This window comes from Streptomyces sp. col6, assembly GCF_008042035.1.
In the GTDB taxonomy this organism is placed as follows: domain Bacteria; phylum Actinomycetota; class Actinomycetes; order Streptomycetales; family Streptomycetaceae; genus Streptomyces.
Genome location: NZ_RDBL01000029.1, coordinates 991,484 through 1,016,760 on the forward strand (window position 1 = coordinate 991,484; position 25,277 = coordinate 1,016,760).

Below are 25,277 nucleotides of genomic sequence, written 5' to 3' on the forward strand. Positions count from 1 at the left end.
CTGGTGGACTTCTGGGCCGCCTGGTGCGGTCCGTGCCGCCAGATCGCCCCGTCGCTGGAGGCCATCGCGGCCGAGCACGGTGAGATCGAGGTTGTGAAGCTCAACATCGACGAGAACCCGGCCACCGCTGCCAAGTACGGCGTCATGTCCATCCCGACGCTGAACGTGTACCAGGGCGGCGAGGTCGCCAAGACCATCGTGGGCGCCAAGCCGAAGGCCGCGATCCTCCGCGACCTCGCCGGCTTCATCGCCGAGTAAGTAATCGCAGCGTAGGGCACAGCCTGCGTCTGCTGTTTCACGTGAAACGGGCCCGTCCTCCCCAGGACGGGCCCGTTTCACATGTACGGATGAGTGCGCCTTTACAACGGCCGCAACGCAGGCTCCTTCTGTACTGCACCCAGGAGCCGGTCCAGAGCCATCTCTACGTCTTCCTTCCAGGAGAGCGTCGTGCGCAGCTCCAGCCGCAGCCGCGGGTGTACTGGATGCGGCCGCACCGTCTTGAACCCCACAGCCAGAAGGTGGTCGGCTGGCAGCACACAGGCCGACTCCTTCCACCGGGCATCCCCGAAGGCTTCGATCGCCTTGAAGCCCCGGCGGATCAGATCCTTGGCGACGGTCTGCACCATGACCCGTTTCACATGTACGGATGAGTGCGCCTTTACAACGGCCGCAACGCAGGCTCCTTCTGTACTGCACCCAGGAGCCGGTCCAGAGCCATCTCTACGTCTTCCTTCCAGGAGAGCGTCGTGCGCAGCTCCAGCCGCAGCCGCGGGTGTACTGGATGCGGCCGCACCGTCTTGAACCCCACAGCCAGAAGGTGGTCGGCTGGCAGCACACAGGCCGACTCCTTCCACCGGGCATCCCCGAAGGCTTCGATCGCCTTGAAGCCCCGGCGGATCAGATCCTTGGCGACGGTCTGCACCATGACCCGGCCCAGACCCTGCCCCCGGTACCCCGGCATGATCAGCGCGGTCATCAGCTGGACGGCGTCGGGGGAGACGGGGCTCGTCGGGAAGGCGGTGGCTCGCGGAACATATGCGGGAGGCGCGTAGAGCACGAAGCCGGCCGGTACGTCATCGACGTAGGCCACCCGCCCGCAGGAGCCCCACTCCAGGAGAACCCCGGAGATCCAGGCCTCCTTCTCCCGATCGGCGGTTCCGCTCTTGACGGCGGCTTCCCCACTGACCGGGTCCAGCTCCCAGAACACACACGCACGACAGCGCCGGGGAAGGTCGGAAAGGTTGTCCAGCGTGAGCGGTACGAGCCGACGCCCCATGAAGGCTGTTCCTCACTTCTCTCGCCCACCGCGTCGTGGACGGAAATGCCCTGCCAGAACGCATCGTAACGACCCCTGGATCAAGCCGACACCGTGAGAAAGCAAAGGGCGGGCCGCCTTCCGTCAACCGGAGACAGCCCGCCCTCAGCACTCAGCGCGTGTCAGTTCGCCTCGTCCTCGTCCGACTCCTCGGACGGAGCGCGGTCCAGCACCCGGCCCTCGCCGGGAGCGAGACTGCCGAGAATGCGGTCCAGATCTTCCATCGAGGCGAACTCGACGACGATCTTGCCCTTCTTCTGTCCGAGGTCGACCTTCACGCGGGTCTCGAACCGGTCGGAGAGCCGGGACGCCAGGTCGGTGAGCGCCGGAGAGAGGCGGGCCCCGGCACGAGGACCCTTGGCCTTCTTGGCGTTCGTGGGCCTGGAGCCCATGAGCGTCACGATCTCCTCGACCGCACGCACCGAAAGGCCCTCAGCGACAATGCGATGCGCCAGCTTGTCCTGCTCCTCGGAGTCGTCCACCGAGAGCAGCGCGCGCGCGTGTCCCGCCGACAGCACCCCGGCTGCGACCCTCCGCTGCACCGGCGGCGACAGACGCAGCAGACGCAGGGTGTTGGACACCTGCGGCCGGGAACGCCCGATCCGGTCGGCCAGCTGGTCATGCGTGCACTTGAAGTCCTTGAGCAGCTGGTCGTAGGCAGCCGCCTCCTCCAGCGGGTTCAGCTGAGCCCGGTGCAGGTTCTCCAGGAGTGCGTCCAGGAGGAGCTTCTCGTCATCGGTGGCCCGGACGATGGCCGGGATGCGCTCCAGGCCGGCCTCCCGGCAAGCCCTCCAGCGCCGCTCTCCCATGATGAGCTCGAAGCGATCGGGCCCCGTCTTGCGCACCACGACCGGCTGGAGAAGGCCGACCTCCTTGATGGAGGTGACCAGCTCCGCCAGCGCGTCCTCGTCGAAGACCTCACGCGGCTGACGCGGGTTCGGCGTGATGGAGTCGAGCAGTACCTCAGCGAAGTACGCACCGGCCACTTCACCCGGGGCCGACACATCGGCCCCCGACACCGGCGCACTCGGCTCCGGAACCACGGGGTTGGACCCCAGCGTGGTCACCTTCGCGGCCGCCACGCCCCGCTCCGTGGTCAGGACGGGCGAGGATGCCCCGGCCCCGACGGACGGCAGCTGCTTCTCCTGCGGAGCGGCTGGGATCAGGGCACCGAGCCCTCGCCCCAACCCTCGACGACGCTCACTCACTGGATCCCCTCCGAATTGCTCTGCTGGCTGATCGATCCGCCCGTGTGGACGTGCTGTCCCTCGTAGTGCACCCCGACCCCTCGCAGCGCGATCTCCCGAGCCGCTTCGAGGTAGGACAGGGATCCGCTGGAACCGGGGTCGTACGTGAGCACGGTCTGCCCGTAGCTCGGCGCCTCGGAGATGCGGACCGACCGGGGAATGCTGGTCCTCAGCACCTCCTTGCCGAAGTGGCTGCGGACCTCCTCCGCCACCTGCGATGCCAGCCTGGTCCGGCCGTCGTACATAGTGAGCAGAATCGTGGATACATGGAGATCGGGGTTCAGGTGGCCCCGCACCAGTTCGACGTTCCGCAGGAGTTGCCCCAGCCCTTCCAGCGCGTAGTACTCGCACTGAATGGGGATCAGCACCTCGGCGCCGGCCACCAGTGCGTTGACCGTCAGCAGGCCCAGCGAGGGCGGGCAGTCGATCAGGATGTAATCCAGCGGCTGCTCATACGCCTGGATGGCGCGCTGGAGTCGGCTCTCCCGCGCCACCAGCGACACCAGCTCGATCTCCGCACCGGCGAGATCGATGGTGGCCGGGGCGCAGAAGAGGCCTTCGACGTCCGGGACGGGCTGAACCACGTCTGAGAGAGGCTTGCTCTCCACCAGGACGTCATAGATCGAGGGAACTTCGGCGTGGTGATCGATACCCAGAGCCGTGGAGGCGTTGCCCTGCGGGTCGAGGTCGACCACCAGGACCCGTGCACCGTGGAGTGCCAGCGAAGCGGCGAGGTTGACCGTCGACGTGGTCTTGCCCACGCCGCCCTTCTGGTTGGCCACGACCATGACGCGGGTCTGCTCGGGGCGCGGCAGCCCCTCGCCGGCTCGGCCGAGGGCCTCAACCGCAAGCTGGGCCGCACGACCGATGGGTGTGTCGTCCATCGGCGGCGGTGTTTCACGTGAAACACCGTCCCCCGCCGATTCGGTTCGGGGGCCGGGGACCGGATCGGTCATCGGCCCCGCGATGTTGGCGTCGGACCGCAAGGATTCACTCTCCTCGACTTCAGGCTCGCAATGAGCAGAGCCTGTCATGGTTTCGGGGTCGTGAACCAGCGAGGCCCGCTCTTCTGTGGATGAAACCACTTCTGTGGACAACTCCGTAGCCCTAACGGGCCTGCGATGGGGAGGGGCGGCCGCCTCATGACCGCGACCGATGATTCCATGCAGCAGAGAACGACGTTTCACGTGAAACACGATGCCTCCGCAGCGTAGCTGCGGAGACACGACACTCCGCGTAGGGCACATACGGCTCCACGCCAGGAGCCACCAGCGCAGCAGACCCCCGGCTCAGCGGCGGCGACGCGTCCGGCTGGTCCGCGCGGCCTTGGCCCGCTTTGCGGCGAACCTCACACCCCCGGGGCTCTCGCCGACCACCACGCGCACCACCGTGGACAGCGGGTCGACCACGCCCTCGCCGACCTGCAACACCTCGGTGTCCACCACACCGAGCTTGCTGAGAGCCGCGCGGGCACCGTTGATCTCTTCCTCGGCGGTGTCGCCCTTGAGCGCGAGCATCTCGCCGTACGGCCGCAGCAGAGGTACGCCCCAGCCGGCCAGGCGGTCCAGAGGGGCCACTGCCCGTGCGGTCACTACATGTACGGGCTGCAGCGAGCCGAGAACTTCCTCGGCCCGGCCGCGGACGACCGTCACATGATCGAGCCCCAGCATCTCGACGACCTCCTGAAGGAAGTTCGTCCGGCGCAGCAACGGTTCCAACAGGGTGATCTTCAGGTCCGGGCGCACCAGCGCCAGAGGGATTCCCGGGAGCCCGGCGCCCGAGCCCACGTCGCAGACCGTGACCCCCTCGGGGACGACCTCGGAGAGCACCGCGCAGTTCAGCAGATGCCTTTCCCACAGGCGTGGAACCTCACGCGGACCGATCAGCCCGCGCGTGACCCCCGCATCCGCCAGCAGTTCCGCGTACCGGACAGCCTCGGGAAAGCACTCACCGAACACTTCCCGGGCCTCGTCGGGCGCCTGGGGAAGCGCTACTTCCTCCGTCACGGGGGACCGTCCTTCCATACCGCACTACCGCACCATGGTGGCTGTCTATCAGGCTGACAAAGATCGGCCCCGTCTGCGAACAGACGGGGCCGACAGGTAAGGAGCCGGTCAGGCCGGCAGGACGACGACGAAGCGCTGCGGCTCCTCGCCCTCCGACTCGCTGCGCAGACCCGCGGCGGCGACCGCGTCGTGCACGACCTTGCGCTCGAACGGCGTCATCGGGTCCAGCTTCACCGGTTCACCGGTGCTCTTGACCTCGTCCGCCGCCTTGGCACCCAGCTCGGCGAGCTCCGTGCGCTTCTTGGCCCGGAAGCCGGCGATGTCCAGCATCAGACGGCTCCGGTCACCTGTCTCCCGGTGCACGGCCAGCCGCGTCAGCTCCTGGAGTGCCTCCAGAACCTCGCCGTCGCGCCCCACGAGCTTCTGCAGATCGCGCGCCGATTCGCTGATGATCGAGACCGCGGCCCGGTCCGCCTCGACGTCCATGTCGATGTCGCCGTCGAGGTCGGCGATGTCGAGCAGGCCCTCGAGGTAGTCCGCTGCGATCTCCCCTTCCTGCTCAAGGCGGGTCAAGGTGTCGCTGCCCTCAGCGGCCGTGGAGGTGGTGCCTTCCGTCACGGATGGACTCCTTCTTACTTCTTGGACGGGTGCTTGGGCCGCTGCGGGCCCTTGCGCTGTCCGGACTTGGCTTGGCGTGAGGAGCCGGACGCGGTCTTGCCCGCCGGCTTCGACTTGTCGTCCTGCGCGGCGCTCTTCCGCAGAGAGGTCTTGGACTCCGGCTCGCCGGAGTCACCCTCCTTGGCTCCGCCCTGGTGGGCCGCACCGGTCTGGCGCTGCGCCTTGGACTGCCGCTTGGGCTGGTGGCGGCGCTGCTGGGCGCCTCCCTCCGCCTCGGCCACGGCGGTGTCGCTCTTGGCGACCGTGCCGTCCTCCTGCGGAGCGAGCCCGAGCTTGGCCAGTCCGACGACGAACTTCCGCTCGATGTCGTTGCGGTCCGGGCCCTTGGCCACGATCCGCTTGACGGTGTTGCGACGGGTCCGGCCGCGGACCTCGCCGTGCGCGGTGACGCTCTTGAGGAGCCGTCCGAGGTACTGCTCCTGCGCCTTGCTGCCCGGCGTCGGGTTCTGGTTGATCACGTACATCTGCTGACCCATGGTCCAGACGTTGGTGGTCAGCCAGTAGACGAGGACACCGACGGGGAAGTTGATGCCCATGACCGCGAAGATCAGCGGGAAGATGTACATCAGCATCTTCTGCTGCTGCATGTACGGCGTCTTGACCGTGAGGTCGACGTTCTTCGTCATCAGCTGGCGCTGCGTGAAGAACTGCGAGGCCGACATCATCACGATCATGACGGCGGTGACGACCCGGACATCGGTCAGCGAGGCGCCGAGCGCCTGGACCTTCTCCGCGCTGTCCATGAACTTGGCGGCCAGCGGGGCACCGAAGATGTGGGCCTGACGGGCGCTGTCCAGCAGCGACTGGTCGATGACGCCGATCTTCTTGTTCGAGGCGATCGCGGAGAGTACGTGGTACAGCGCGAAGAAGAACGGCGACTGCGCCAGGATGGGAAGGCACGAGGAGAGCGGGTTGGTACCCGTCTCCTTGTACAGCTTCATCATCTCTTCGGACTGACGCTGCTTGTCGCTCTTGTACCGCTCCTGGATCGCCTTCATCTTCGGCTGGAGGAGCTGCATGTTCCGCGTCGACTTGATCTGCTTGACGAACAGCGGGATCAGGCAGATGCGGATCAGCACCACGAGGGACACGATGGACAGGCCCCAGGCCCATCCCGTGTCGGGGCCGAAGATCGCTCCGTACAACTTGTGGAACTGGACGATGACCCAGGAGACGGGCCAGGTGATGAAGCTGAACAGACTGGCAATCGTGTCCACTAATCAGGCTCCTTGAGCATTGGGCGAAGTCTCTGCGGCCGAACTCGGGAGGTCGGTGGCCGAACCCCCGGGAGGCACGTCAGCGGCGGAGTCCCCGCCCTTGCTGCCGCGTATGGCGCTGCGCAGCAGTTCGTGCCAACGCGGACGTTTGCGTGGTGGTACGTAGTCCACGCCGCCGGGTGACCACGGATTGCATCGCAGGATGCGCCAGGCTGTCAGCGCCGTTCCCTTGATCGCTCCGTGCCGGTCGATCGCCGTATATCCATAGTGGGAACACGACGGGTAGTAACGGCAGACAGGCCCGAGAAGTGGGCTGATCGTCCACTGGTACAGCTTGATGAGAGCCAGCAGCGGGTACTTCATCGCACGCCCCCTCCCAGCAGCCGCTGAAATGCGGCGTCCAGGTCTCGGGCCAGCTGTTCATGGTCGGCGTCGCCCGATCCGGGCAACGCGCGTACGACAACCAGGCTACCGGGGGGCAGCAGGGCAAGCCGTTCTCGGACCAGGTGGCGAAGCCTGCGCTTCACCGCTGTGCGGACGACCGCACCACCCACGGCTTTGCTGACAACGAAACCCGCACGCGGCGGGGGAACGTTCTCCCCAGTCACGTGCGGGTCGGTTGCACCGCTGCGTAGATGGACAACGAGGAGCGGGCGACCGGCCCGTCGCCCTCGTCGTACCGCGGTCGCGAAGTCCTCGCGCCGCCTCAGCCGATTCTCGGAAGGCAGCACGTCATGACGACCTGTACGCGATCAGGCGGACAGGCTGGCGCGACCCTTGCTGCGGCGGGACGCGAGAATCGCGCGGCCGGCACGGGTGCGCATCCGCAGCCGGAAGCCGTGGGTCTTCGCGCGACGACGGTTGTTCGGCTGGAAGGTGCGCTTGCTCACTCGGGGGCTCCAGAAAAGACTCGTGGTTGGCGGGACATCGCCTGGCTGTCACCGTGCGCCCACGAGAGACTCGCGTAAACGCCCTAGTGCACCGCTTCACAATCACAGATCGTGATCTTTGCCCATCGGAGGCAGGCGGCAGCAGCCATCGACAACTCGACCTGGTCACGGTACGCGCGGCTACGCCATCCGGTCAAACCGACCCTGTCGGACCCCCCATTGTGCACAGGCTGTGGACAACGACTTGAACCGCGCGGGTCGGGCTGACTACCGTGGCTGAACTCCGGTTCTTTTTCTTCCCGCCTGCCGGTCCTCACCCACCCCGACCCATACCGTCCCGAGAACCACACATTCGTGGGACCAGCGAGAGAGCGTGCCTTGTGGCTGACGTACCTGCCGATCTTGCCGCAGTGTGGCCACGAGTGCTGGAGCAACTCCTCGGGGAGGGGCAGCAGGGCATCGAGCCGAAGGACAAACAGTGGATCGAGCGCTGCCAGCCGCTCGCCCTGGTCGCCGACACCGCGCTGCTGGCCGTCCCCAACGAGTGGGGCAAGCGGGTCCTCGAAGGCCGCCTCGCCCCCCTCATCAGTGAGACGCTGACCCGCGAGTGCGGGCGCCCCATCCGGATCGCGATCACGGTCGACGACTCCGCCGGTGAGCCGTCCGGGCCGCCGGCGCCGCCGATGCACCAGTCGCCCCAGCAGTCCCACCGCTACCAGGGCCCGCAGCACGACGAGGGCCGGCACGGCGACACATACGAGAGCTACGGGAGCCGGCCCGCGGACGACGGCATGCCGAGCGCGCGCCCCGCCTACCCGGACTACCGGCAGCAGCGACCGGAGCCCGGCGCCTGGCCGCGCACCCAGGAGGACCTGTCCTGGCAGCAGCCCCGGCTCGGCGGATTCCAGGACCGCGAGCCGTCGGCCGAGCAGTGGCGCGAGCCGTACGGCGGCGGCCGCGCCCCGCAGCACGACTACCGTCCGCAGCCGCCCGAGCGCCAGGGGTACGAGCCCCAGCACACCGAGCGCCCCCGCCCCGAGCGTCACGAACTGCCGGAGCCGCAGCACCGTCCCGGCGGCGGCACCGGCCGCCCCGGCGGAGCCCCGGGCCCGATGGGCGCACAGCCCGCCCCGGCCCCCGGCCCCGGCGAGCCGCACGCGCGGCTGAACCCGAAGTACCTCTTCGACACCTTCGTCATCGGGGCCTCGAACCGCTTCGCGCACGCCGCGGCCGTAGCGGTGGCCGAAGCACCCGCGAAGGCGTACAACCCCCTGTTCGTCTACGGGGAGTCGGGACTCGGCAAGACCCATCTGCTGCACGCCATCGGGCACTATGCGCGGAGCCTCTACCCGGGCACCCGGGTGCGGTACGTGAGCTCCGAGGAGTTCACCAACGAGTTCATCAACTCGATCCGTGACGGCAAGGGCGACACCTTCCGCAAGCGGTACCGCGATGTCGACATCCTGCTCGTCGACGACATCCAGTTCCTGGCGAGCAAGGAGTCGACGCAGGAGGAGTTCTTCCACACCTTCAATACGCTCCACAACGCCAACAAGCAGATCGTGCTCTCCTCCGACCGGCCGCCCAAGCAGCTGGTCACTCTGGAGGACCGCCTGCGGAATCGTTTCGAGTGGGGACTGACCACCGACGTACAGCCCCCCGAGCTCGAGACGCGGATCGCGATCCTCCGCAAGAAGGCCGTGCAGGAACAGCTCAACGCCCCGCCGGAGGTTCTGGAGTTCATCGCCTCCCGTATCTCACGCAACATCCGTGAGCTGGAGGGCGCTCTCATCCGGGTGACCGCCTTCGCCAGCCTGAACCGCCAGCCCGTGGACCTGGGGCTGACGGAGATCGTGCTGAAGGATCTGATCCCGGGCGGCGAGGACACGGCTCCCGAGATCACGGCGTCGGCCATCATGGCGGCGACCGCGGACTACTTCGGGCTGACGGTGGAGGACCTCTGCGGATCGTCGCGCAGCCGCGTCCTGGTGACGGCCCGGCAGATCGCCATGTACCTCTGCCGCGAGCTGACCGATCTCTCCCTGCCGAAGATCGGGGCGCAGTTCGGCGGCCGTGACCACACGACGGTGATGCACGCGGACCGCAAGATCCGGGCGCTGATGGCGGAGCGGCGCTCCATCTACAACCAGGTCACCGAGCTCACCAACCGCATCAAGAACGGCTGAGGCGCGCAGGCGCCGCACCCGCACACGTACTCATAGGGCGCTGTGCGGACTCGTCAGGAGTCCGCACAGCGCCCTTCGTGTTCCCCGAAACGCGGCTCACAACCCTCTTCGCGCGGGCCCGGACACCGGCCGGCCGACGACCGGGCCCGGTCCGCGAGGCCGCGGGTTGTTCGAATAGCCGGGAGGACACGGGTGTTCTCCACAGATCCGGGCACTTTTTTCCCTCCACAGCCTGGGGATCCAAAAGTTGTCCATACTGCATCCACAGGCAGGACGGTCGGATGAGCATCAGGGCAGCTCAGAGGGTTGGGGATCTGTGGTCAACGATGATCCACAGCCTGTGGACAAGATCTTCGTCCACAGGCGGCACTCCGCGTTGTCCACCGGCCGCCCACAGGTCTGAGGCCGTTTTCCCCAGTCGAGGGCTGCTTCTCCACACCGCTGTCCACTGTTCGGCAACAGAACAGGCGCCATCACCGGCGCGAGTGAAAGGCGTCACACCAAGGGGGACGGTTGGCCTGTGGGGAACGGGGGTAAAGCTGGGGACAGACCTGGGGAGAAAGTGCCCTGCCCTGTGTACGGGATGTGCACAACTTCGGGATGTCCACAGAAACCCCAAGTTGTCCACCGGTGCCGCCCACAGGGTCGGTGGATAAAAAACAGGGCCTGAGCTGCGAAAACGGGGTTATCCACGGTTTCCACAGGCCCTACTACTACCACCACTCATAGTTAGCTCGGAATCCGTTTTGAAGTGGGCCCTGTGCACAACTCGGCCCCGGAGCGCTCCGGGCCCCTCGCGGCGATTTGACCCCGAGCAGCACCGAGTGTCGGTGCGGTGCGTCAGACTGGTCCCCGGCGTCCTCCCCCCGTCATCGGCGGAGCGACCCGACCAGACGACGAAGGCCAGCAGGGCGAGAACAGCAGGAGGCGGTTCCGGTGAAGATCCGGGTGGAGCGCGATGTACTCGCGGAGGCGGTGGCCTGGGTGGCCCGCAGCCTCCCGGCCCGTCCGCCGGCGCCCGTTCTCGCGGGCCTTCTGCTGAAGGCCGAGGACGGAGCACTCAGCTTCTCCAGCTTCGACTACGAGGTCTCGGCCCGGGTCTCGGTGGATGCCGAGGTCGAGGAGGACGGCACCGTCCTCGTCTCCGGCCGGCTCCTCGCCGACATCTGCCGCGCCCTCCCGAACCGCCCGGTCGAGATCTCCACAGACGGTGTACGGGCGACGGTCTCCTGCGGCTCCTCGCGATTCACACTCCACACCCTTCCTGTGGAGGAGTACCCGGCGCTTCCGCAGATGCCGACCGCGACCGGCACCGTTCCCGGTGAGGTCTTCGCCTCCGCCGCCGCCCAGGTCGCCATCGCCGCGGGCCGTGACGACACGCTGCCCGTCCTGACCGGTGTGCGCATCGAGATCGAGGGCGACACCGTCACCCTCGCCTCCACCGACCGCTACCGCTTCGCGGTCCGTGAGTTCCTCTGGAAGCCGGAGGACCCCGAGGCCTCCGCCGTCGCGCTGGTGCCCGCCAAGACCCTGCTGGACACCGCCAAGGCCCTCACCAGCGGTGACACGGTCACCCTGGCGCTCTCCGGCTCGGGTGCGGGCGAAGGACTCATCGGGTTCGAGGGCGCAGGACGGCGTACGACCACCCGACTGCTCGAAGGCGACCTGCCGAAGTACCGGACGCTCTTCCCGACGGAGTTCAACTCGGTCGCCGTGATCGAGACCGCCCCGTTCGTCGAGGCCGTCAAGCGCGTCGCCCTGGTGGCCGAGCGCAACACCCCCGTCCGGCTGAGCTTCGAGCAGGGCGTCCTGATCCTGGAAGCGGGATCCAGCGACGACGCACAGGCTGTGGAAAGGGTCGACGCCGTGCTGGAGGGCGACGACATCTCGATCGCCTTCAACCCGACCTTCCTGCTCGACGGCCTGAGCGCCATCGACTCCCCGGTCGCCCAGCTCTCCTTCACGACCTCCACCAAGCCGGCGCTGCTCAGCGGCCGCCCGGCCGTGGACGCCGAGGCGGACGACGCGTACAAGTACCTGATCATGCCGGTCCGCCTCTCCGGCTGACCTTTCCCCGGCCCCGCCCCGGCGGGGCCCGACGGACGTGTTCAGCGCCGAGCACGCCCGGCGTCCTGTCCCCTTCCGGGCGTAGGCTCGGACTTGGGTACGAATCGGCACAACGCTAAGGAATCTCTGATGGAGCTCGGTCTCGTCGGCCTCGGCAAGATGGGCGGCAACATGCGCGAGCGCATCCGCCGCGCAGGCCACACCGTCATCGGTTACGACCGCAATCCGGATCTCGCCGATGTCCACAGCCTGGAAGAGCTTGTGGGCAAGCTCAAGGGCCCCCGGGTCGTGTGGGTGATGGTTCCGGCCGGAGCCGCGACCCAGTCCACGGTCGACGAGCTGGCCGAGCTGCTCTCGCCCGGCGACATCGTCGTGGACGGCGGCAACAGCCGCTGGACCGACGACGAGAAGCACGCCGAGGAGCTGCGCGCCAAGGGCATCGGCTTCGTCGACTGCGGCGTCTCCGGCGGTGTCTGGGGCCTGGAGAACGGCTACGCCCTCATGTACGGCGGCGACACCGAGGACGTGGCGAAGGTCCAGCCGATCTTCGACGCGCTCAAGCCCGAGGGCGACTTCGGCTCGGTCCACGCGGGCAAGGTAGGCGCCGGCCACTTCGCGAAGATGGTCCACAACGGCATCGAGTACGCCATGATGCAGGCCTACGCCGAGGGCTGGGAGCTCCTGGAGAAGGTCGACTCCGTCACCGACGTGCGCGAGGTCTTCCGCTCCTGGCAGGAGGGCACGGTCATCCGCTCCTGGCTGCTCGACCTGGCGGTCAACGCCCTCGACGACGACGAGCACCTCGACAAGCTCCGCGGCTACGCCGCCGACTCGGGCGAGGGCCGCTGGACGGTGGAGGCCGCGATCGACAACGCCGTGCCGCTGCCCGCGATCACCGCGTCGCTCTTCGCGCGCTTCGCCTCACGCCAGGACGACTCCCCGCAGATGAAGATGATTGCCGCGCTGCGCAACCAGTTCGGCGGCCACGCGGTCGAGAACAAGAAGTAACCCGCAACGACGGGTGGCAGGGGCCGACCGCCTCTCCCACCCGGTGGAGCACGGAGCAGGAAGCCGGGAAGGTCGGCGCACACCATGCACGTCACGCATCTGTCGCTGGCCGACTTCCGCTCGTACGCCCGGGTCGAGGTGCCCCTCGACCCGGGCGTCACCGCGTTCGTGGGGGCCAACGGCCAGGGCAAGACGAATCTGGTCGAGGCCGTCGGCTATCTCGCCACGCTCGGCAGCCACCGCGTCTCCTCGGACGCCCCGCTCGTCCGCATGGGCGCCGAGCGGGCGGTGATCAGGGCGGCCGTCACCCAGGGGGAGCGCTCGCAACTGGTCGAGCTGGAGCTCAACCCGGGCCGGGCCAACCGCGCCCGGATCAATAGATCGTCGCAGGTCAGACCACGTGATGTGCTCGGCATCGTGCGGACGGTGCTGTTCGCGCCGGAGGACCTGGCGCTGGTGAAGGGCGACCCCGGCGAGCGCCGGCGGTTCCTGGACGAGCTGGTGACCGCGCGCTCGCCGAGGATGGCCGGGGTGCGTTCCGACTACGAGCGGGTGCTGAAGCAGCGGAACACCCTGCTGAAGTCCGCGGCGATGGCGCGCAGGCACGGCGGCCGGTCCCTGGACCTGTCGACGCTCGATGTGTGGGACCAGCATCTGGCCGGGGTCGGCGCGGAAATGCTGGCGCAGCGCCTGGACCTGATCGCCACGCTCCAGCCGCTGGCGGACAAGGCGTACGGGGACGTCGCACCGGGCGGAGGGCCGGTCACGCTGGAGTACCGCAGCACCGTCGGCGCCGAGGCCGGCCCCGCGCGCACGCGCGAGGAGCTGTACGCCCAGATCGTCGAGGCCCTGGCCGGCGTCCGCAAGCAGGAGATCGAGCGCGGCGTGACACTGGTCGGCCCGCACCGCGACGACCTGGTGCTGGGGCTGCGCGGGATGCCCGCGAAGGGGTACGCGAGCCACGGGGAGTCCTGGTCGTACGCACTGGCGCTGCGTCTGGCCTCGTACGAGCTGCTGCGGAGCGAGGGCAACGAACCCGTGCTGGTGCTGGACGACGTCTTCGCCGAGCTGGACGCGCGCCGCCGGGAGCGGCTGGCGGAGCTGGTGGCGCCGGCGGAGCAGGTGCTGGTCACGGCGGCGGTGGACGACGACGTGCCGGGGGCGCTCGCCGGGACGCGGTACGCGGTGACCGCCGGTGAGGTGGAGCGGGTGTGAGCGGCGACGGAGAGGGGAAGACCCCGCGCGCCGAGGACCGGGCGAAGCCGGCCGAGCCGTCCGGGGTGGACCTGGCGCGGGTGGCCCTGCGCGCGGCGAAGGAGCAGGCGCGGGCCCGCGGTGCGGCGGCGCAGCAGAAGAAGCAGGCGCGGCGGGGCGGCGGGCTGCGTTCGGGGGCGCGGGCGGACGGGCGTGATCCGCTGCCGCTGGGCTCGGCGATCAACCGGCTGATCACCGAGCGCGGCTGGGAGACCCCGGCGGCGGTGGGCGGGGTGATGGGCCGCTGGCCGCAGATCGTCGGTGACGATCTCGCCCTCCACTGCGTGCCGGTGCGGTACGACGAGGAACCGGACCAGCGGGTGCTGACGGTTCAGTGCGATTCGACGGTGTGGGCGACGCAGCTGAGGCTGCTGGCCCCCCAGCTGGTGGCCCGGCTCAACGCGGACCTGGGCAACGGCACGGTGCGGATGATCAAGGTGCAGGGGCCGGGCGGCCCGCAGCGCCGGTTCGGTCCGCTCAGGGCCCCGGGGAGCACGGGTCCCGGCGACACCTACGGCTGACCGGCTCCGACCTGGGGTTTCCGTATCCCGGCGCGGCTCTTCGCCGGTGCGCGGGGCGTGGATACGACGTGTCCCGGGCGTCCCGGGAACCGATTACGTGGTGGTTGAAACCAGGTGGCGGTGCACGTACGTCCCTCACCGTAGCGGGAGGCTGACAGGCCGAAGCGCTCAATGCCCGCGTGAGCCTCCTGGGGCCCCTTCCTGGATATGGGGAGTCGTCAGCCGCTCATTCAGGGCGGCACATGCGGACTCAGGTACCCGCAAACCCCCATTCGGGTCGGCGCTACCGGTAGACTGATGAACAATCCCGCGTCTTGCGGGATTCGTCGATACACGCCGAACGACGCAGCCGCTCCCGCCTGCCCGGAGAACGGCCTGTGCTGTGCCAGAAAGGGCGCTTCGTGGCCGATTCCGGCAACCCCAACGAGAACATTCCGTCCACCCGGGTCGAGGGCGACGCCGCTCCCGCCACGGCCGAGGCCGCGGCCTCGTACGACGCCAGTGCGATCACCGTGCTGGAGGGTCTGGACGCGGTCCGCAAGCGGCCTGGCATGTACATCGGCTCGACCGGTGAGCGCGGTCTCCACCACCTCGTGCAAGAAGTCGTCGACAACTCCGTCGACGAGGCCATGGCCGGGCACGCGGACTCCATCGACGTGACGATCCTCGCCGACGGCGGGGTGCGCGTGATCGACAACGGCCGTGGCATCCCCGTCGGCATCGTGCCGTCCGAGGGCAAGCCGGCCGTCGAGGTCGTGCTCACCGTCCTGCACGCGGGCGGCAAGTTCGGAGGCGGCGGCTACGCCGTGTCCGGTGGTCTGCACGGCGTCGGTGTGTCCGTCGTCAACGCCCTGTCCACGCGGGTGTCCGTCGAGGTCAAGACGGACGGCTACCGCTGGACCCAGGACTACAAGTTCGGTGTCCCGACCGCCCCGCTGGCGCGCAACGAGGAAACCGACGAAACGGGCACCAGCGTCACGTTCTGGGCCGACGGCGACATCTTCGAGACGACCGAGTACTCCTTCGAGACGCTCTCGCGCCGCTTCCAGGAGATGGCCTTCCTCAACAAGGGCCTCACCCTCAAGCTGACCGACGAGCGCGAGTCGGCGAAGGCGACGGCCGGCGCGGACAGCGCGGAGGCGGCGGACGTTCCCGAGGAGGAAGTGGCCCGCTCGGTCACGTACCACTACGAGAACGGCATCGTCGACTTCGTCAAGTACCTCAACTCCCGCAAGGGCGATGTCATCCACCAGTCGGTGATCGACATCGCGGCCGAGGACAAGGACCGGCTCCTCTCGGTCGAGATCGCCATGCAGTGGAACACGCAGTACAGCGAGGGCGTCTACTCCTTCGCCAACGCGATCCACACGCATGAGGGCGGTACGCACGAGGAAGGCTTCCGCGCCGCGCTGACCTCTCTGGTCAACCGGTACGCCCGGGACAAGAAGCTGCTGCGCGAGAAGGACGACAACCTCACCGGTGAGGACGTCCGCGAGGGTTTGACGGCGATCATCTCGGTGAAGCTGGGCGAGCCGCAGTTCGAGGGTCAGACGAAGACCAAGCTGGGCAACACGGAGGCCAAGACCTTCGTGCAGAAGGTCGTCCACGAGCAGCTGACGGACTGGTTCGACCGCAACCCCAACGAGGCCGCCGACATCATCCGCAAGGGCATCGCCGCCTCGACCGCCCGTGTGGCGGCCCGCAAGGCGCGCGACCTGACCCGGCGCAAGGGTCTGCTGGAGAGCGCCTCGCTCCCCGGCAAGCTGAGCGACTGCCAGTCGAATGACCCCACCAAGTGCGAGATCTTCATCGTCGAGGGTGACTCCGCAGGCGGCTCGGCCAAGTCCGGCCGCAACCCGATGTACCAGGCGATCCTGCCGATCCGCGGCAAGATCCTGAACGTCGAGAAGGCCCGGGTCGACAAGATCCTGCAGAACACCGAGGTCCAGGCGCTGATCTCGGCCTTCGGTACCGGGGTCCACGAGGACTTCGACATCGAGAAGCTCCGCTATCACAAGATCATCCTGATGGCGGACGCCGACGTCGACGGCCAGCACATCAACACCCTGCTGCTGACGTTCCTGTTCCGCTTCATGCGCCCGCTGGTCGAGGCCGGCCACGTCTACCTGTCGCGCCCCCCGCTGTACAAGATCAAGTGGGGCCGGGACGACTTCGAGTACGCGTACTCCGACCGTGAGCGCGACGCCCTCGTGGAACTCGGCAAGCAGAACGGCAAGCGGATCAAGGAAGACTCGATCCAGCGTTTCAAGGGTCTCGGCGAGATGAACGCCGAGGAGCTGCGCGTCACGACGATGGACGTCGACCACCGCGTGCTCGGCCAGGTCACGCTCGACGACGCGGCGCAGGCCGACGACCTGTTCTCGGTGCTGATGGGTGAGGACGTCGAGGCACGGCGCTCGTTCATCCAGCGCAACGCCAAGGACGTCCGCTTCCTCGACATCTGAGTCGGCCGTACAAGCAAGCCGCAGCGCGAAAGGACTTTGACCAGCAATGGCCGACGAGAACACCCCCGTCCCCGTGACGCCCGAAGAGGTTCCGCCCGTCGAGGGCGTGGGCATGCGTGTCGAGCCCGTCGGGCTCGAGACGGAGATGCAGCGCTCCTACCTCGACTACGCGATGTCCGTCATCGTCTCGCGTGCGCTGCCCGACGTGCGGGACGGTCTCAAGCCCGTCCACCGCCGGGTGCTGTACGCGATGTACGACGGCGGCTACCGGCCCGAGAAGGGCTTCTACAAGTGCGCCCGCGTCGTCGGTGACGTCATGGGTACGTACCACCCGCACGGCGACTCCTCGATCTACGACGCCCTGGTCCGCCTGGCGCAGCCCTGGTCGATGCGCATGCCGCTGGTGGACTCCAACGGCAACTTCGGTTCCCCGGGCAACGACCCGGCCGCCGCCATGCGGTACACCGAGTGCAAGATGATGCCGCTGTCCATGGAGATGGTCCGGGACATCGACGAGGAGACCGTCGACTTCCAGGACAACTACGACGGCCGCAACCAGGAGCCGACGGTCCTGCCGGCGCGCTTCCCGAACCTGCTGGTCAACGGCTCCGCGGGCATCGCGGTCGGCATGGCGACCAACATCCCGCCGCACAACCTGCGCGAGGTCGCGTCCGGCGCGCAGTGGTACCTGGAGAACCCGGAGGCCTCGCAGGAGGAGCTCCTGGAGGCCCTGATCGAGCGGATCAAGGGCCCCGACTTCCCCACCGGTGCGCTGGTCGTGGGCCGCAAGGGCATCGAAGAGGCGTACCGCACGGGGCGCGGCTCCATCACGATGCGCGCGGTCGTGGCGGTCGAGGAGATCCAGAACCGCCAGTGCCTGGTCGTGACGGAGCTTCCGTACCAGACCAACCCCGACAACCTCGCGCAGAAGATCGCCGACCTGGTGAAGGACGGCAAGGTCGGCGGCATCGCCGACGTGCGCGACGAGACCTCCTCGCGTACGGGCCAGCGCCTGGTCGTCGTGCTGAAGCGGGACGCGGTCGCCAAGGTCGTCCTGAACAACCTGTACAAGCACACCGACCTGCAGTCGAACTTCGGCGCCAACATGCTGGCGCTGGTGGACGGTGTGCCGCGCACCCTGTCGATCGACGCGTTCATCCGCCACTGGGTGACGCACCAGATCGAGGTCATCGTCCGGCGCACGCGCTTCCGGCTGCGCAAGGCCGAGGAGCGCGCGCACATCCTGCGCGGCCTGCTGAAGGCCCTGGACGCCATCGACGAGGTCATCGCCCTCATCCGGCGCAGCCAGACCGTCGAGATCGCCCGTGAGGGCCTGATGGGCCTGCTGGAGATCGACGAGATCCAGGCGAACGCGATCCTGGAGATGCAGCTGCGCCGGCTGGCCGCGCTGGAGCACCAGAAGATCACCGCCGAGCACGACGAGCTCCAGGCGAAGATCAACGAGTACAACGAGATCCTGGCCTCGCCCGCACGGCAGCGCCAGATCGTCAGCGAGGAGCTGGCGGCGATCGTCGACAAGTTCGGCGACGACCGGCGCTCCAAGCTGGTGCCCTTCGACGGTGACATGTCCATCGAGGACCTGATCGCCGAGGAGGACATCGTCGTCACGATCTCCCGCGGCGGCTATGTGAAGCGCACCAAGACGGACGACTACCGCTCGCAGAAGCGCGGCGGCAAGGGCGTGCGGGGCACGAAGCTCAAGGAAGACGACATCGTCGACCACTTCTTCGTGTCGACGACCCACCACTGGCTGCTGTTCTTCACCAACAAGGGCCGCGTCTACCGCGCCAAGGCGTACGAGCTTCCGGACGCCGGACGGGACGCGCGCGGTCAGCACGTCGCGAACCTGCTGGCCTTCCAGCCGGACGAGCAGATCGCGCAGATCCTGGCGATCCGCGACTACGACGCCGCCCCCTACCTGATCCTGGCCACCAAGGGCGGCCTGGTGAAGAAGACCGCGCTGAAGGACTACGACTCCCCGCGCTCCGGCGGCGTCATCGCCATCAACCTGCGTGAGACGGCGGACGGCTCCGACGACGAGCTGATCGGCGCCGAGCTGGTCTCCTCCGAGGACGACCTGCTGCTCATCAGCAAGAAGGCCCAGTCGATCAGGTTCACCGCTACGGACGACGCGCTGCGCCCGATGGGCCGCGCGACCTCGGGCGTCAAGGGCATGAGTTTCCGCGAGGGAGACGAACTGCTCTCGATGAATGTCGTCAGGCCCGGTACTTTCGTGTTCACTGCCACCGACGGCGGTTACGCGAAGCGGACCGCGGTCGACGAGTACCGCGTCCAGGGCCGCGGTGGCCTCGGCATCAAGGCCGCCAAGATCGTGGAGGACCGGGGCTCGCTGGTCGGCGCGCTGGTGGTCGAGGAGACCGATGAGATCCTCGCCATCACGCTCGGCGGTGGTGTGATTCGTACGCGAGTCAACGAAGTCAGGGAGACGGGCCGTGACACCATGGGCGTCCAACTGATCAATCTGGGCAAGCGCGATGCCGTAGTCGGCATCGCTCGCAACGCCGAGGCGGGCCGCGAGGCCGCGGAGGTCGACGATTCCGTCGACGCCGACGCCGAAGGCGGGACGACCGCGGCAGCCACAGCCGAGGCCACCACGGCCGACGCGGCCGCCGGCAGCACGGTCGACAGCAATGTCGAGGACACGTCGTCCTCGACCGGGGAGCACGAGGAGTAGAGCGTGAGTGGAGCCACGGGCGCCGGTTCGGCCGCTTCCGGAGCCGGAGGTAACGGTGCCCGTGGCCCCGCCACGGACTCCCAAGGGGGCACTGTGACGGATACCCGGGGCCCTCAGCCCCAGTACGAGGGTTACGCGACCGGGCCGCTGCCCGGCGAGCGGGAACCCGCACCGGGCCAGGCGGGCCCGTACCACCCGCCGCAGGCCTACCCCGCGCCTCCGGGCGGACCCCAGGGCGGCGGGCGGACCTACGGCGGCCAGCAGGGCATGGGGGCCGCCCAGACGGCCCGCAAGCCGCGGACGGGGGCGCGGACCACTCCGCGTACCCGCAAGGCGCGCCTGCGGGTCGCCAAGGCCGATCCGTGGTCGGTGATGAAGGTCAGCTTCCTGCTGTCCATCGCGCTCGGCATCTGCACGGTGGTGGCGTCGGCGGTCCTGTGGATGGTGATGGACGCGATGGGCGTCTTCTCCACCGTGGGCGGCACCATCAGCGAGGCGACGGGTTCCAACGAGGGCAACGGCTTCGACCTGCAGGCGTTCCTTTCGCTGCCGAGGGTCCTCGTCTTCACCTCGGTCATCGCGGTGATCGACGTGGTCCTCGCCACCGCGCTGGCGACACTGGGCGCCTTCATCTACAACCTGTCGGCGGGCTTCGTGGGTGGTGTCGAGCTGACGCTGGCCGAGGACGAGTAGCCCGGCGGGTATCGATTTTGGGACTGGCCCCGACGTGCGCTAATCTTCAGAAGTCAGCGCGACGGAAAAGCGCGGCGGGGCTATAGCTCAGTTGGTTAGAGCGCATCCCTGATAAGGATGAGGCCACAGGTTCAAATCCTGTTAGCCCCACCAGCACGAAGGCCCTCCACCGGAAACGGTGGGGGGCCTTCGCCGTTCCAGGACGTCGTCCCGGAAGACGGGGTGTCATCTCGTGGCTGTGCGGCGCAGGCGGCCGCGCAGTGTCTCGGCGAGCGCGCCGAGGACGAACGCTTGGACCAGGGCGCCGGCGGCGATCCCCGCGGTCACGTACCAGTACGAGGCCTCGGTGGTGCCCCAGACATCGACGCCCAGCATCGTGAACAGCAGGGAGGCGGGGGCGGTCAGCAGGAACGGCCAGATCCCGACGATGCCCGGGTCCCCGAACGTCGCGACGAGCACCTCGGACAGGACGGAGGCGCCGACGATCCCCAGGTAGACCGCGGAGACGGGGTTGGCGAAGGTCAGACGGAACAGGGCGCGAGTGCGAGCGTGCATGGATTCCCCCCGGAAGAAGCGTTTCTGGCGTGCTGTGTGCTTCTCATGCTTGTGGCCGGCCGTCCGCCGGGCGTGAGTACCGCTACTCATTCGGGGTGTGTGGATGTGCGGGCGCACGGGAAAGCCCCCGTCCGGTGTGCACCGGCCCGGGGGCTCAGGGGATCAGCGGCGGCGCTGTCACGGTGGGAGGAGCGAGGCGTCCTGCGCCGTGGTGCCGTGCGAGGTGCGGGCGGTTCCGGTGGTGTTCACGGTGTTCTTCGCGTCGGACGACAGATGCCGGGTGGCGGGTGAGGAGCCGTGGGCCTCGGCGCGGATGCGCTGCTTCATCGTCGGCGGCAGGGCCCGGTCACGCGGAAGGGTCCATCGCACCGAAGGACCGGTCGCGGTTGCGCGGGCCGCGGGGGCGTGCTCCTGGGTCGTCGCCGCCGGCTCCGTGTTCGTGTTCGTGGCTTCCGCGGCGGCGGCGGTGGTGGAGCTCGCGAGGCCCAGCGACGCGAGGAGGGCGAAGAAGGCGGTGATGAAGGCGGTCCAGATGCTCTTGGCCTTGAAGGTGCTCATGGCCCCTCACTTTCGGGTGGTCCGGTTTGCTTACCTTTCCGATGATGTGGATCCGGCCCGCGATTTCGTGGACCGACGCCGCGCACGCGCCGATCTTCAGATGAACACCACTCTTATGGTTCAACCGGCCGTCCCGGGCTTCCCGGCAGGCCGCTCGCGGGGCGAATGGACGGGTACGCACGGAGCGGCGCCGATCGCACCTTCACAGGCGCCAATTGGGTTGCGGGGAGGTCACCGGTCGATATCGGCCGGTGTGTATAGTCGGGCGCCAGAAGTCCCCTACGCCAACGAAAGACGAGGTCGCGCGGTGAAGAAGCTTCTCCTGGTCGCACTGGCCGCCATCGGCGGGCTCCTCGTGTACCGCCAGATCCAGGCGGATCGCGCCGAGCAGGATCTGTGGACGGAGGCGACCGACTCCGTGCCCGCAGGTTCGGGTGTCTGAGACGGAACAGCCTGGAACGAGCCCCGGTCGCCGACGCGGCCGGGGCTTCGTGCTGTTGCGGGACCGTGACAGCTGTGCTCTTGAGTTCACTCAAGCAAATCAATAACTTGCTTGAGCAAAGAGGACGGCTGTTCGGTCGAGGGGGCACGGGTGGGGACAGGCCATCACCGCAGCGGTGTGCGGGTGGGGACATTGATCGGTGGGGCGCTGTTCGCCCTGGTGGCGGGCGCGCTGCCGGCCCCGGCGGTGACACCGGACGCACAGGGGGCACCGGCGGCCGCACGGTCGGGCGGCAACAGCAGTCTGGTCATGGTGCTCGACTCCTCCGGTTCCATGGGGGACGACGACGGCACCGGGCGCACCCGGATGGAGAGCGCCCGCGCGGCTGTCTCCACCGTGGTCGACGGGCTGCCGGACGGGCATCCGACCGGGCTGCGGGTCTACGGCGCCGACCGGCCGCGCGGCTGCACGGACACCCGGCTCGTCCAGCCGGTGCGCGAGCTCGACCGGGAGGCGCTGAAGCGGGCGGTCGCGGGGGTGCGGCCCCGGGGCGACACCCCCATCGGGCTCTCGCTGCGCAGGGCGGCCGACGACCTGCCGGAGCCGGCGGGCGGCGCCATCGGCACGCGCACGATCCTGCTGGTCTCGGACGGCGAGGACAACTGCGGTGCGCCGGCGCCCTGCGAGGTTGCGGAACAGCTCGGCAGGGAAGGGCTCGGGCTGCGGATCGACACCGTCGGCTTCCAGGTGAAGGGCCCGGCCCGCGAACAGCTGGAGTGCATCGCGTACGCGGGAAACGGCCGCTACTACGACGCGCCGGACGCCGATGCGCTGGCCCGTCAGCTCCAGCGCGCGGCCCAGCTCTCCGCGGACGGCTACCGACTGAAGGGCCGTCGGGTGGCGGGCGCGGCCACGGCCGACCGGGCACCCGTGCTGGCTCCCGGGCAGTACCTGGACACCATCGGGCCGGGCGAGAAGCGGTACTACGCGGTGGACCTCGACGACGCCTCCACGGCGGACTTCGCCGCGACCGCGGTCCCGCAACCGGGGGCGGCCGTCGACGCGTTCGACGCGCTGACCACCAGGATCGAGCACTCCGAGCACGGGTACTGCGCGGCGAACACCGAGCGCTTCCTGCAGAAGGAGGGGGCGGTGCCGCTGACGGCCGCCGTCGCCCGGGTCCCCTCGGCGGACGGTGGCCGTGACTGCGACGGTGCGGGCCGCTACCGGCTCGTGGTGGAGCGGGCGAGCAAGAAGGGCTCGGACGCGGCGCGTTGGCCCCTGGAGCTGGTGTACGGGGTCGAGGAGCCCCTGGCGGACGGCGTGACGCCCGCGCAGTCGCAGGCGGAGTACGGCGAGGGCGGGAGCGCCACCCTGCCCACCGGTGATCCGCGCGAGGTGCGCGGCGGCACCGGCTTCAACGACGCGCGGGAACTCGGCCGGGGCGTGTGGCGCGACCGGATCCTGCCGTCGCAGACGCTCTGGTACAAGGTCCCGGCGGGCTGGGGCCAGCAGGTGGTGTACGACGTGGAGTTCGCGAACGAGCCCACGGTGGACCGGCCCGGGGGAACGTACTCGTACGGTGCCAGCCGGCTCTACACACCGGCCCGCCACCCGCTCGGCGGGGGCGGCGAGTTCCGGGCGGGCACGATGTACGACGGCAGGCCCGCGGCGGTCCGGATGGGCGGCGTCCCGGTCGCCTGGACCAACCGCTACGAGAACCGCTCCGAGGTCCAGCCGGTGCACATCAGGGGCGACTTCTACATCTCGGTGACCCTGGGCGCGAGCGCCGCCGAGATCGCGGAGAACCCGGAGATCGGGGTGGTGCTGCGGGTGGCGGTGCTGGGCGAGGAACGCACCGGTCCGGGCGACGACGCCCCGACGGTCGCGGAGAAGCCGGGCGGGAACGCCGGCGGTGCGGACAAGCGGGGCGATTCCGCCGCCTCCGCAGACAGCGGTGATGCGGGAGGGGCAGGATGGGCCGTCGTTGCGGCCGCGGGCGCGGGGGCTGCCGCCATGGCCGTGGTCCTGGCCGTGTTCGTATATGTACGCGGTCGCCGCGGGGCAGCCGCACGGATGACGAGGGGAAGCGCGTGATGAGTCGGCGCAGCAGGATGCGAAGGGCGCTGGCGGCGGTGGCGGCGGTGTTCGCGGTGGCGGCGCTGCCCGGACAGGCGTACGCGGCGGGCGAGGGCGGCACGTACACCTTCGATCCGGACGCCCGGCCGGTCACCGGCGAGGAGGTCAGCGCCGACGCGGTGGCGCTGAAGCCGGCCACCGTCTACAGGAGCAGGATCTCGGGCGAGCAGAAGCTCTACTACCGGCTGAACCTGGACGCGAGGACGAACGCCTATGTCTCCGCCGTCGTCGTGCCGAAGGCCGGCAGCAAGGTGGCGTACGGGGACGGCATCACGATCAGCGTCCGGGACAGCTCGGACGACCAGTGCAGTTCGCAGGACGCCGTCTTCGGGTCCGCGCAGTACCCGCGTCCCATCGCCGCCTACGCCTCCCGGCGCGTCGACAAGGACGGCAGCTGCAAGGAGGCCGGTACGTACTACGTGCTCGTCGAGCGGGAGAGCAAGGAGACGTCCGACCGGGGGGAGTGGGACCTGGAGCTGCGCTACGTCTCCGAGCCGCAGCTCGCGGACCCCTCGTCCGAGCCGACCTCGGCCCCGTCGTCCTGGCCGTCCTCGTCGCCGCCGCCGCCGGCCGCGGCCACGGACAACACCCGGCACGGGGGCGCCGGTTACTACGACGCCACGAGCTTGGAGACCGGCGAGTGGAAGGACCGGATCGAGCCCGGCCAGACCCTCTTCTACCGGGTCCCGGTGGACTGGGGGCAGCAGCTCTTCGCCACGGCCGGGCTGAGCAACAGCACGTCCGCGAAGAACGCGTACGTCAGCAGTGCGCTGGCGATGTCACTGGAGAATCCCGTCCTGGGGCACGTCGACGAGGTGTCGCCGATGTCGTATTCGGGAAAGCCTTCCTCCGTCTCCCTCGACCCTCTGCCCCCGGTCGCGTACAAGAACCGGTACGACTCCAGCGACGACACCGGCGGCATGAGGTTCGCCGGCTGGTACTACCTCTCCGTCTCGCTGAGCCCGCAGGTCGCGCAGGCGTACGGCGACAAGCCGATCACACTGTCGCTCCAGATCAGCGTGAAGGGACAGGCGGCCAAGGCGCCGTACAAGGGTGATGCCGGGATCTTCGCCGTGACCCAGGGCGACAAGGACGCGGCGCGGGAGGGGCGGAACGGCGCGCAGGCCGCGGCCGCCGACAGGACCAGCGGCACGATGAAGCTGGTCGCGGCGGCCGGGATCGGCGCGGGCGCCGTGCTGGTGCTCTGGATCGGCGCCTGGACGCTGATCGCGCGGCGCCGCGCGGTCGCCGTACCCGCCGCGCCCACCGGCGGCGGTCAGTATCCGTACGGTGGCCCGCCCCAGGCCTGGTAGCCGGGGC

At 68.9% G+C, this 25,277-nt stretch carries 23 protein-coding genes, 1 tRNA gene and 1 pseudogene; 13 read left to right on the forward strand and 12 right to left on the reverse strand.

All coding sequences use genetic code 11. The features are described 5' to 3' along the window. Positions 1 to 258, forward strand: a 258-nt coding sequence (trxA, locus tag EAO73_RS33670) for a thioredoxin (protein ID WP_147975453.1), incomplete at its 5' end; no start/stop codon positions are given. 101 nt (positions 259 to 359) lie between these two features. On the opposite strand, the pseudogene EAO73_RS33675 reads toward trxA, so the two are convergent. The 10 genes and pseudogenes from EAO73_RS33675 to rpmH all read right to left on the reverse strand — a co-directional run. Beyond that, positions 360 to 632 (reverse strand): annotated as a pseudogene (locus EAO73_RS33675) (GNAT family N-acetyltransferase); the annotation flags it as partial. A 26-nt stretch (positions 633 to 658) separates the two neighbouring features. After that, a complete protein-coding gene (locus tag EAO73_RS33680) occupies positions 659 to 1,276 on the reverse strand; it encodes a GNAT family N-acetyltransferase (protein WP_147975246.1) in 618 nt (205 codons plus the stop codon). A 161-nt stretch (positions 1,277 to 1,437) separates the two neighbouring features. After that, on the reverse strand, positions 1,438 to 2,523 hold the full coding sequence (locus tag EAO73_RS33685) for a ParB/RepB/Spo0J family partition protein (RefSeq protein WP_191134315.1): 1,086 nt from the start codon (positions 2,521 to 2,523) through the stop codon (positions 1,438 to 1,440). After that, positions 2,520 to 3,596, reverse strand: coding sequence for a ParA family protein (locus EAO73_RS33690; RefSeq protein ID WP_147975454.1), 1,077 nt, complete (start codon positions 3,594 to 3,596; stop codon positions 2,520 to 2,522). Before EAO73_RS33690 ends, EAO73_RS33685 begins: the two co-directional genes overlap by 4 nt. 255 nt (positions 3,597 to 3,851) lie before the next feature. Further along, positions 3,852 to 4,568, reverse strand: coding sequence for a 16S rRNA (guanine(527)-N(7))-methyltransferase RsmG (gene rsmG, locus EAO73_RS33695; RefSeq protein ID WP_147975248.1), 717 nt, complete (start codon positions 4,566 to 4,568; stop codon positions 3,852 to 3,854). A 108-nt stretch (positions 4,569 to 4,676) separates the two neighbouring features. Continuing rightward, positions 4,677 to 5,186, reverse strand: coding sequence for a protein jag (locus EAO73_RS33700; RefSeq protein WP_147975249.1), 510 nt, complete (start codon positions 5,184 to 5,186; stop codon positions 4,677 to 4,679). A gap of 14 nt (positions 5,187 to 5,200) precedes the next feature. After that, entirely contained in the window at positions 5,201 to 6,463 is a 1,263-nt protein-coding gene (gene yidC / locus EAO73_RS33705; protein ID WP_147975250.1) for a membrane protein insertase YidC, read from the reverse strand. A 3-nt stretch (positions 6,464 to 6,466) separates the two neighbouring features. Then, entirely contained in the window at positions 6,467 to 6,826 is a 360-nt protein-coding gene (gene yidD, locus EAO73_RS33710; RefSeq protein WP_147975251.1) for a membrane protein insertion efficiency factor YidD, read from the reverse strand. Further along, positions 6,823 to 7,194: a ribonuclease P protein component gene (gene rnpA / locus EAO73_RS33715; protein WP_147975252.1), complete on the reverse strand. Its 372-nt coding sequence runs from the start codon at positions 7,192 to 7,194 to the stop codon at positions 6,823 to 6,825. The genes yidD and rnpA overlap by 4 nt, the downstream gene beginning before the upstream one ends. 21 nt (positions 7,195 to 7,215) lie before the next feature. Continuing rightward, positions 7,216 to 7,353: a 50S ribosomal protein L34 gene (gene rpmH, locus EAO73_RS33720; RefSeq protein ID WP_006348049.1), complete on the reverse strand. Its 138-nt coding sequence runs from the start codon at positions 7,351 to 7,353 to the stop codon at positions 7,216 to 7,218. A gap of 380 nt (positions 7,354 to 7,733) precedes the next feature. Between rpmH and dnaA the strand changes: the two genes are divergently transcribed. From dnaA to EAO73_RS33770, 9 genes are all read left to right on the forward strand, one after another. After that, on the forward strand, positions 7,734 to 9,539 hold the full coding sequence (gene dnaA, locus EAO73_RS33725) for a chromosomal replication initiator protein DnaA (protein ID WP_147975253.1): 1,806 nt from the start codon (positions 7,734 to 7,736) through the stop codon (positions 9,537 to 9,539). Between the two features lie 936 nt (positions 9,540 to 10,475). Then, positions 10,476 to 11,606 (forward strand): DNA polymerase III subunit beta, encoded by a 1,131-nt coding sequence (dnaN, locus tag EAO73_RS33735; RefSeq protein WP_147975254.1) that lies wholly within the window; start codon positions 10,476 to 10,478, stop codon positions 11,604 to 11,606. 129 nt (positions 11,607 to 11,735) lie between these two features. After that, positions 11,736 to 12,614, forward strand: coding sequence for a phosphogluconate dehydrogenase (NAD(+)-dependent, decarboxylating) (gnd, locus tag EAO73_RS33740; protein WP_147975255.1), 879 nt, complete (start codon positions 11,736 to 11,738; stop codon positions 12,612 to 12,614). 84 nt (positions 12,615 to 12,698) lie between these two features. Further along, positions 12,699 to 13,829, forward strand: a complete 1,131-nt coding sequence (gene recF / locus EAO73_RS33745; protein ID WP_147975256.1) for a DNA replication/repair protein RecF — start codon at positions 12,699 to 12,701, stop codon at positions 13,827 to 13,829. Next, positions 13,826 to 14,389, forward strand: a complete 564-nt coding sequence (locus tag EAO73_RS33750; RefSeq protein ID WP_147975257.1) for a DUF721 domain-containing protein — start codon at positions 13,826 to 13,828, stop codon at positions 14,387 to 14,389. Before recF ends, EAO73_RS33750 begins: the two co-directional genes overlap by 4 nt. Before the next feature lie 377 nt (positions 14,390 to 14,766). Further along, positions 14,767 to 16,854 (forward strand): DNA topoisomerase (ATP-hydrolyzing) subunit B, encoded by a 2,088-nt coding sequence (gyrB, locus tag EAO73_RS33755; RefSeq protein WP_147975258.1) that lies wholly within the window; start codon positions 14,767 to 14,769, stop codon positions 16,852 to 16,854. Between the two features lie 46 nt (positions 16,855 to 16,900). After that, positions 16,901 to 19,570 carry a DNA gyrase subunit A gene (gene gyrA / locus EAO73_RS33760; protein ID WP_147975259.1) on the forward strand — a complete coding sequence of 890 codons (2,670 nt, stop codon included), beginning with the start codon at positions 16,901 to 16,903 and terminating at the stop codon, positions 19,568 to 19,570. Between the two features lie 93 nt (positions 19,571 to 19,663). Then, positions 19,664 to 20,263 (forward strand): DUF3566 domain-containing protein, encoded by a 600-nt coding sequence (locus EAO73_RS33765; protein ID WP_147975260.1) that lies wholly within the window; start codon positions 19,664 to 19,666, stop codon positions 20,261 to 20,263. Positions 20,264 to 20,339: 76 nt separating this feature from the next. After that, a tRNA-Ile gene (locus EAO73_RS33770) sits at positions 20,340 to 20,416 on the forward strand. Between the two features lie 72 nt (positions 20,417 to 20,488). Here EAO73_RS33770 and EAO73_RS33775 read toward each other — a convergent pair. Both EAO73_RS33775 and EAO73_RS33780 read right to left on the reverse strand, forming a co-directional pair. After that, the gene (locus tag EAO73_RS33775; RefSeq protein WP_147975261.1) at positions 20,489 to 20,818 is read right to left on the reverse strand and encodes an SCO4225 family membrane protein; all 330 of its coding nucleotides are present in this window, start codon (positions 20,816 to 20,818) and stop codon (positions 20,489 to 20,491) included. A gap of 177 nt (positions 20,819 to 20,995) precedes the next feature. Continuing rightward, on the reverse strand, positions 20,996 to 21,376 hold the full coding sequence (locus EAO73_RS33780; protein WP_147975262.1) for a DUF6344 domain-containing protein: 381 nt from the start codon (positions 21,374 to 21,376) through the stop codon (positions 20,996 to 20,998). A 307-nt stretch (positions 21,377 to 21,683) separates the two neighbouring features. Between EAO73_RS33780 and EAO73_RS36980 the strand changes: the two genes are divergently transcribed. From EAO73_RS36980 to EAO73_RS33795, 3 genes are all read left to right on the forward strand, one after another. Next, positions 21,684 to 21,818, forward strand: coding sequence for a DLW-39 family protein (locus tag EAO73_RS36980; protein ID WP_003958712.1), 135 nt, complete (start codon positions 21,684 to 21,686; stop codon positions 21,816 to 21,818). A gap of 192 nt (positions 21,819 to 22,010) precedes the next feature. Continuing rightward, entirely contained in the window at positions 22,011 to 23,915 is a 1,905-nt protein-coding gene (locus EAO73_RS33790) for a vWA domain-containing protein (RefSeq protein WP_147975455.1), read from the forward strand. A 17-nt stretch (positions 23,916 to 23,932) separates the two neighbouring features. Next, positions 23,933 to 25,270: a hypothetical protein gene (locus EAO73_RS33795; protein WP_147975456.1), complete on the forward strand. Its 1,338-nt coding sequence runs from the start codon at positions 23,933 to 23,935 to the stop codon at positions 25,268 to 25,270. Positions 25,271 to 25,277 lie beyond the last annotated feature (7 nt).

What these genes read in the sequence shown, in the direction of transcription:
- gyrA (WP_147975259.1), top strand. Translation starts at nt 16,901, where the DNA reads ATGGCCGACGAGAACACCCCCGTCCCCGTGACGCCCGAAGAGGTTCCG.
- EAO73_RS33690 (WP_147975454.1), bottom strand. Translation starts at nt 3,596, where the DNA reads ATGACAGGCTCTGCTCATTGCGAGCCTGAAGTCGAGGAGAGTGAATCC.
- yidD (WP_147975251.1), bottom strand. Translation starts at nt 6,826, where the DNA reads ATGAAGTACCCGCTGCTGGCTCTCATCAAGCTGTACCAGTGGACGATC.
- recF (WP_147975256.1), top strand. Translation starts at nt 12,699, where the DNA reads ATGCACGTCACGCATCTGTCGCTGGCCGACTTCCGCTCGTACGCCCGG.
- EAO73_RS33775 (WP_147975261.1), bottom strand. Translation starts at nt 20,818, where the DNA reads ATGCACGCTCGCACTCGCGCCCTGTTCCGTCTGACCTTCGCCAACCCC.
- EAO73_RS33795 (WP_147975456.1), top strand. Translation starts at nt 23,933, where the DNA reads ATGCGAAGGGCGCTGGCGGCGGTGGCGGCGGTGTTCGCGGTGGCGGCG.
- gnd (WP_147975255.1), top strand. Translation starts at nt 11,736, where the DNA reads ATGGAGCTCGGTCTCGTCGGCCTCGGCAAGATGGGCGGCAACATGCGC.
- EAO73_RS33780 (WP_147975262.1), bottom strand. Translation starts at nt 21,376, where the DNA reads ATGAGCACCTTCAAGGCCAAGAGCATCTGGACCGCCTTCATCACCGCC.
- EAO73_RS33680 (WP_147975246.1), bottom strand. Translation starts at nt 1,276, where the DNA reads ATGGGGCGTCGGCTCGTACCGCTCACGCTGGACAACCTTTCCGACCTT.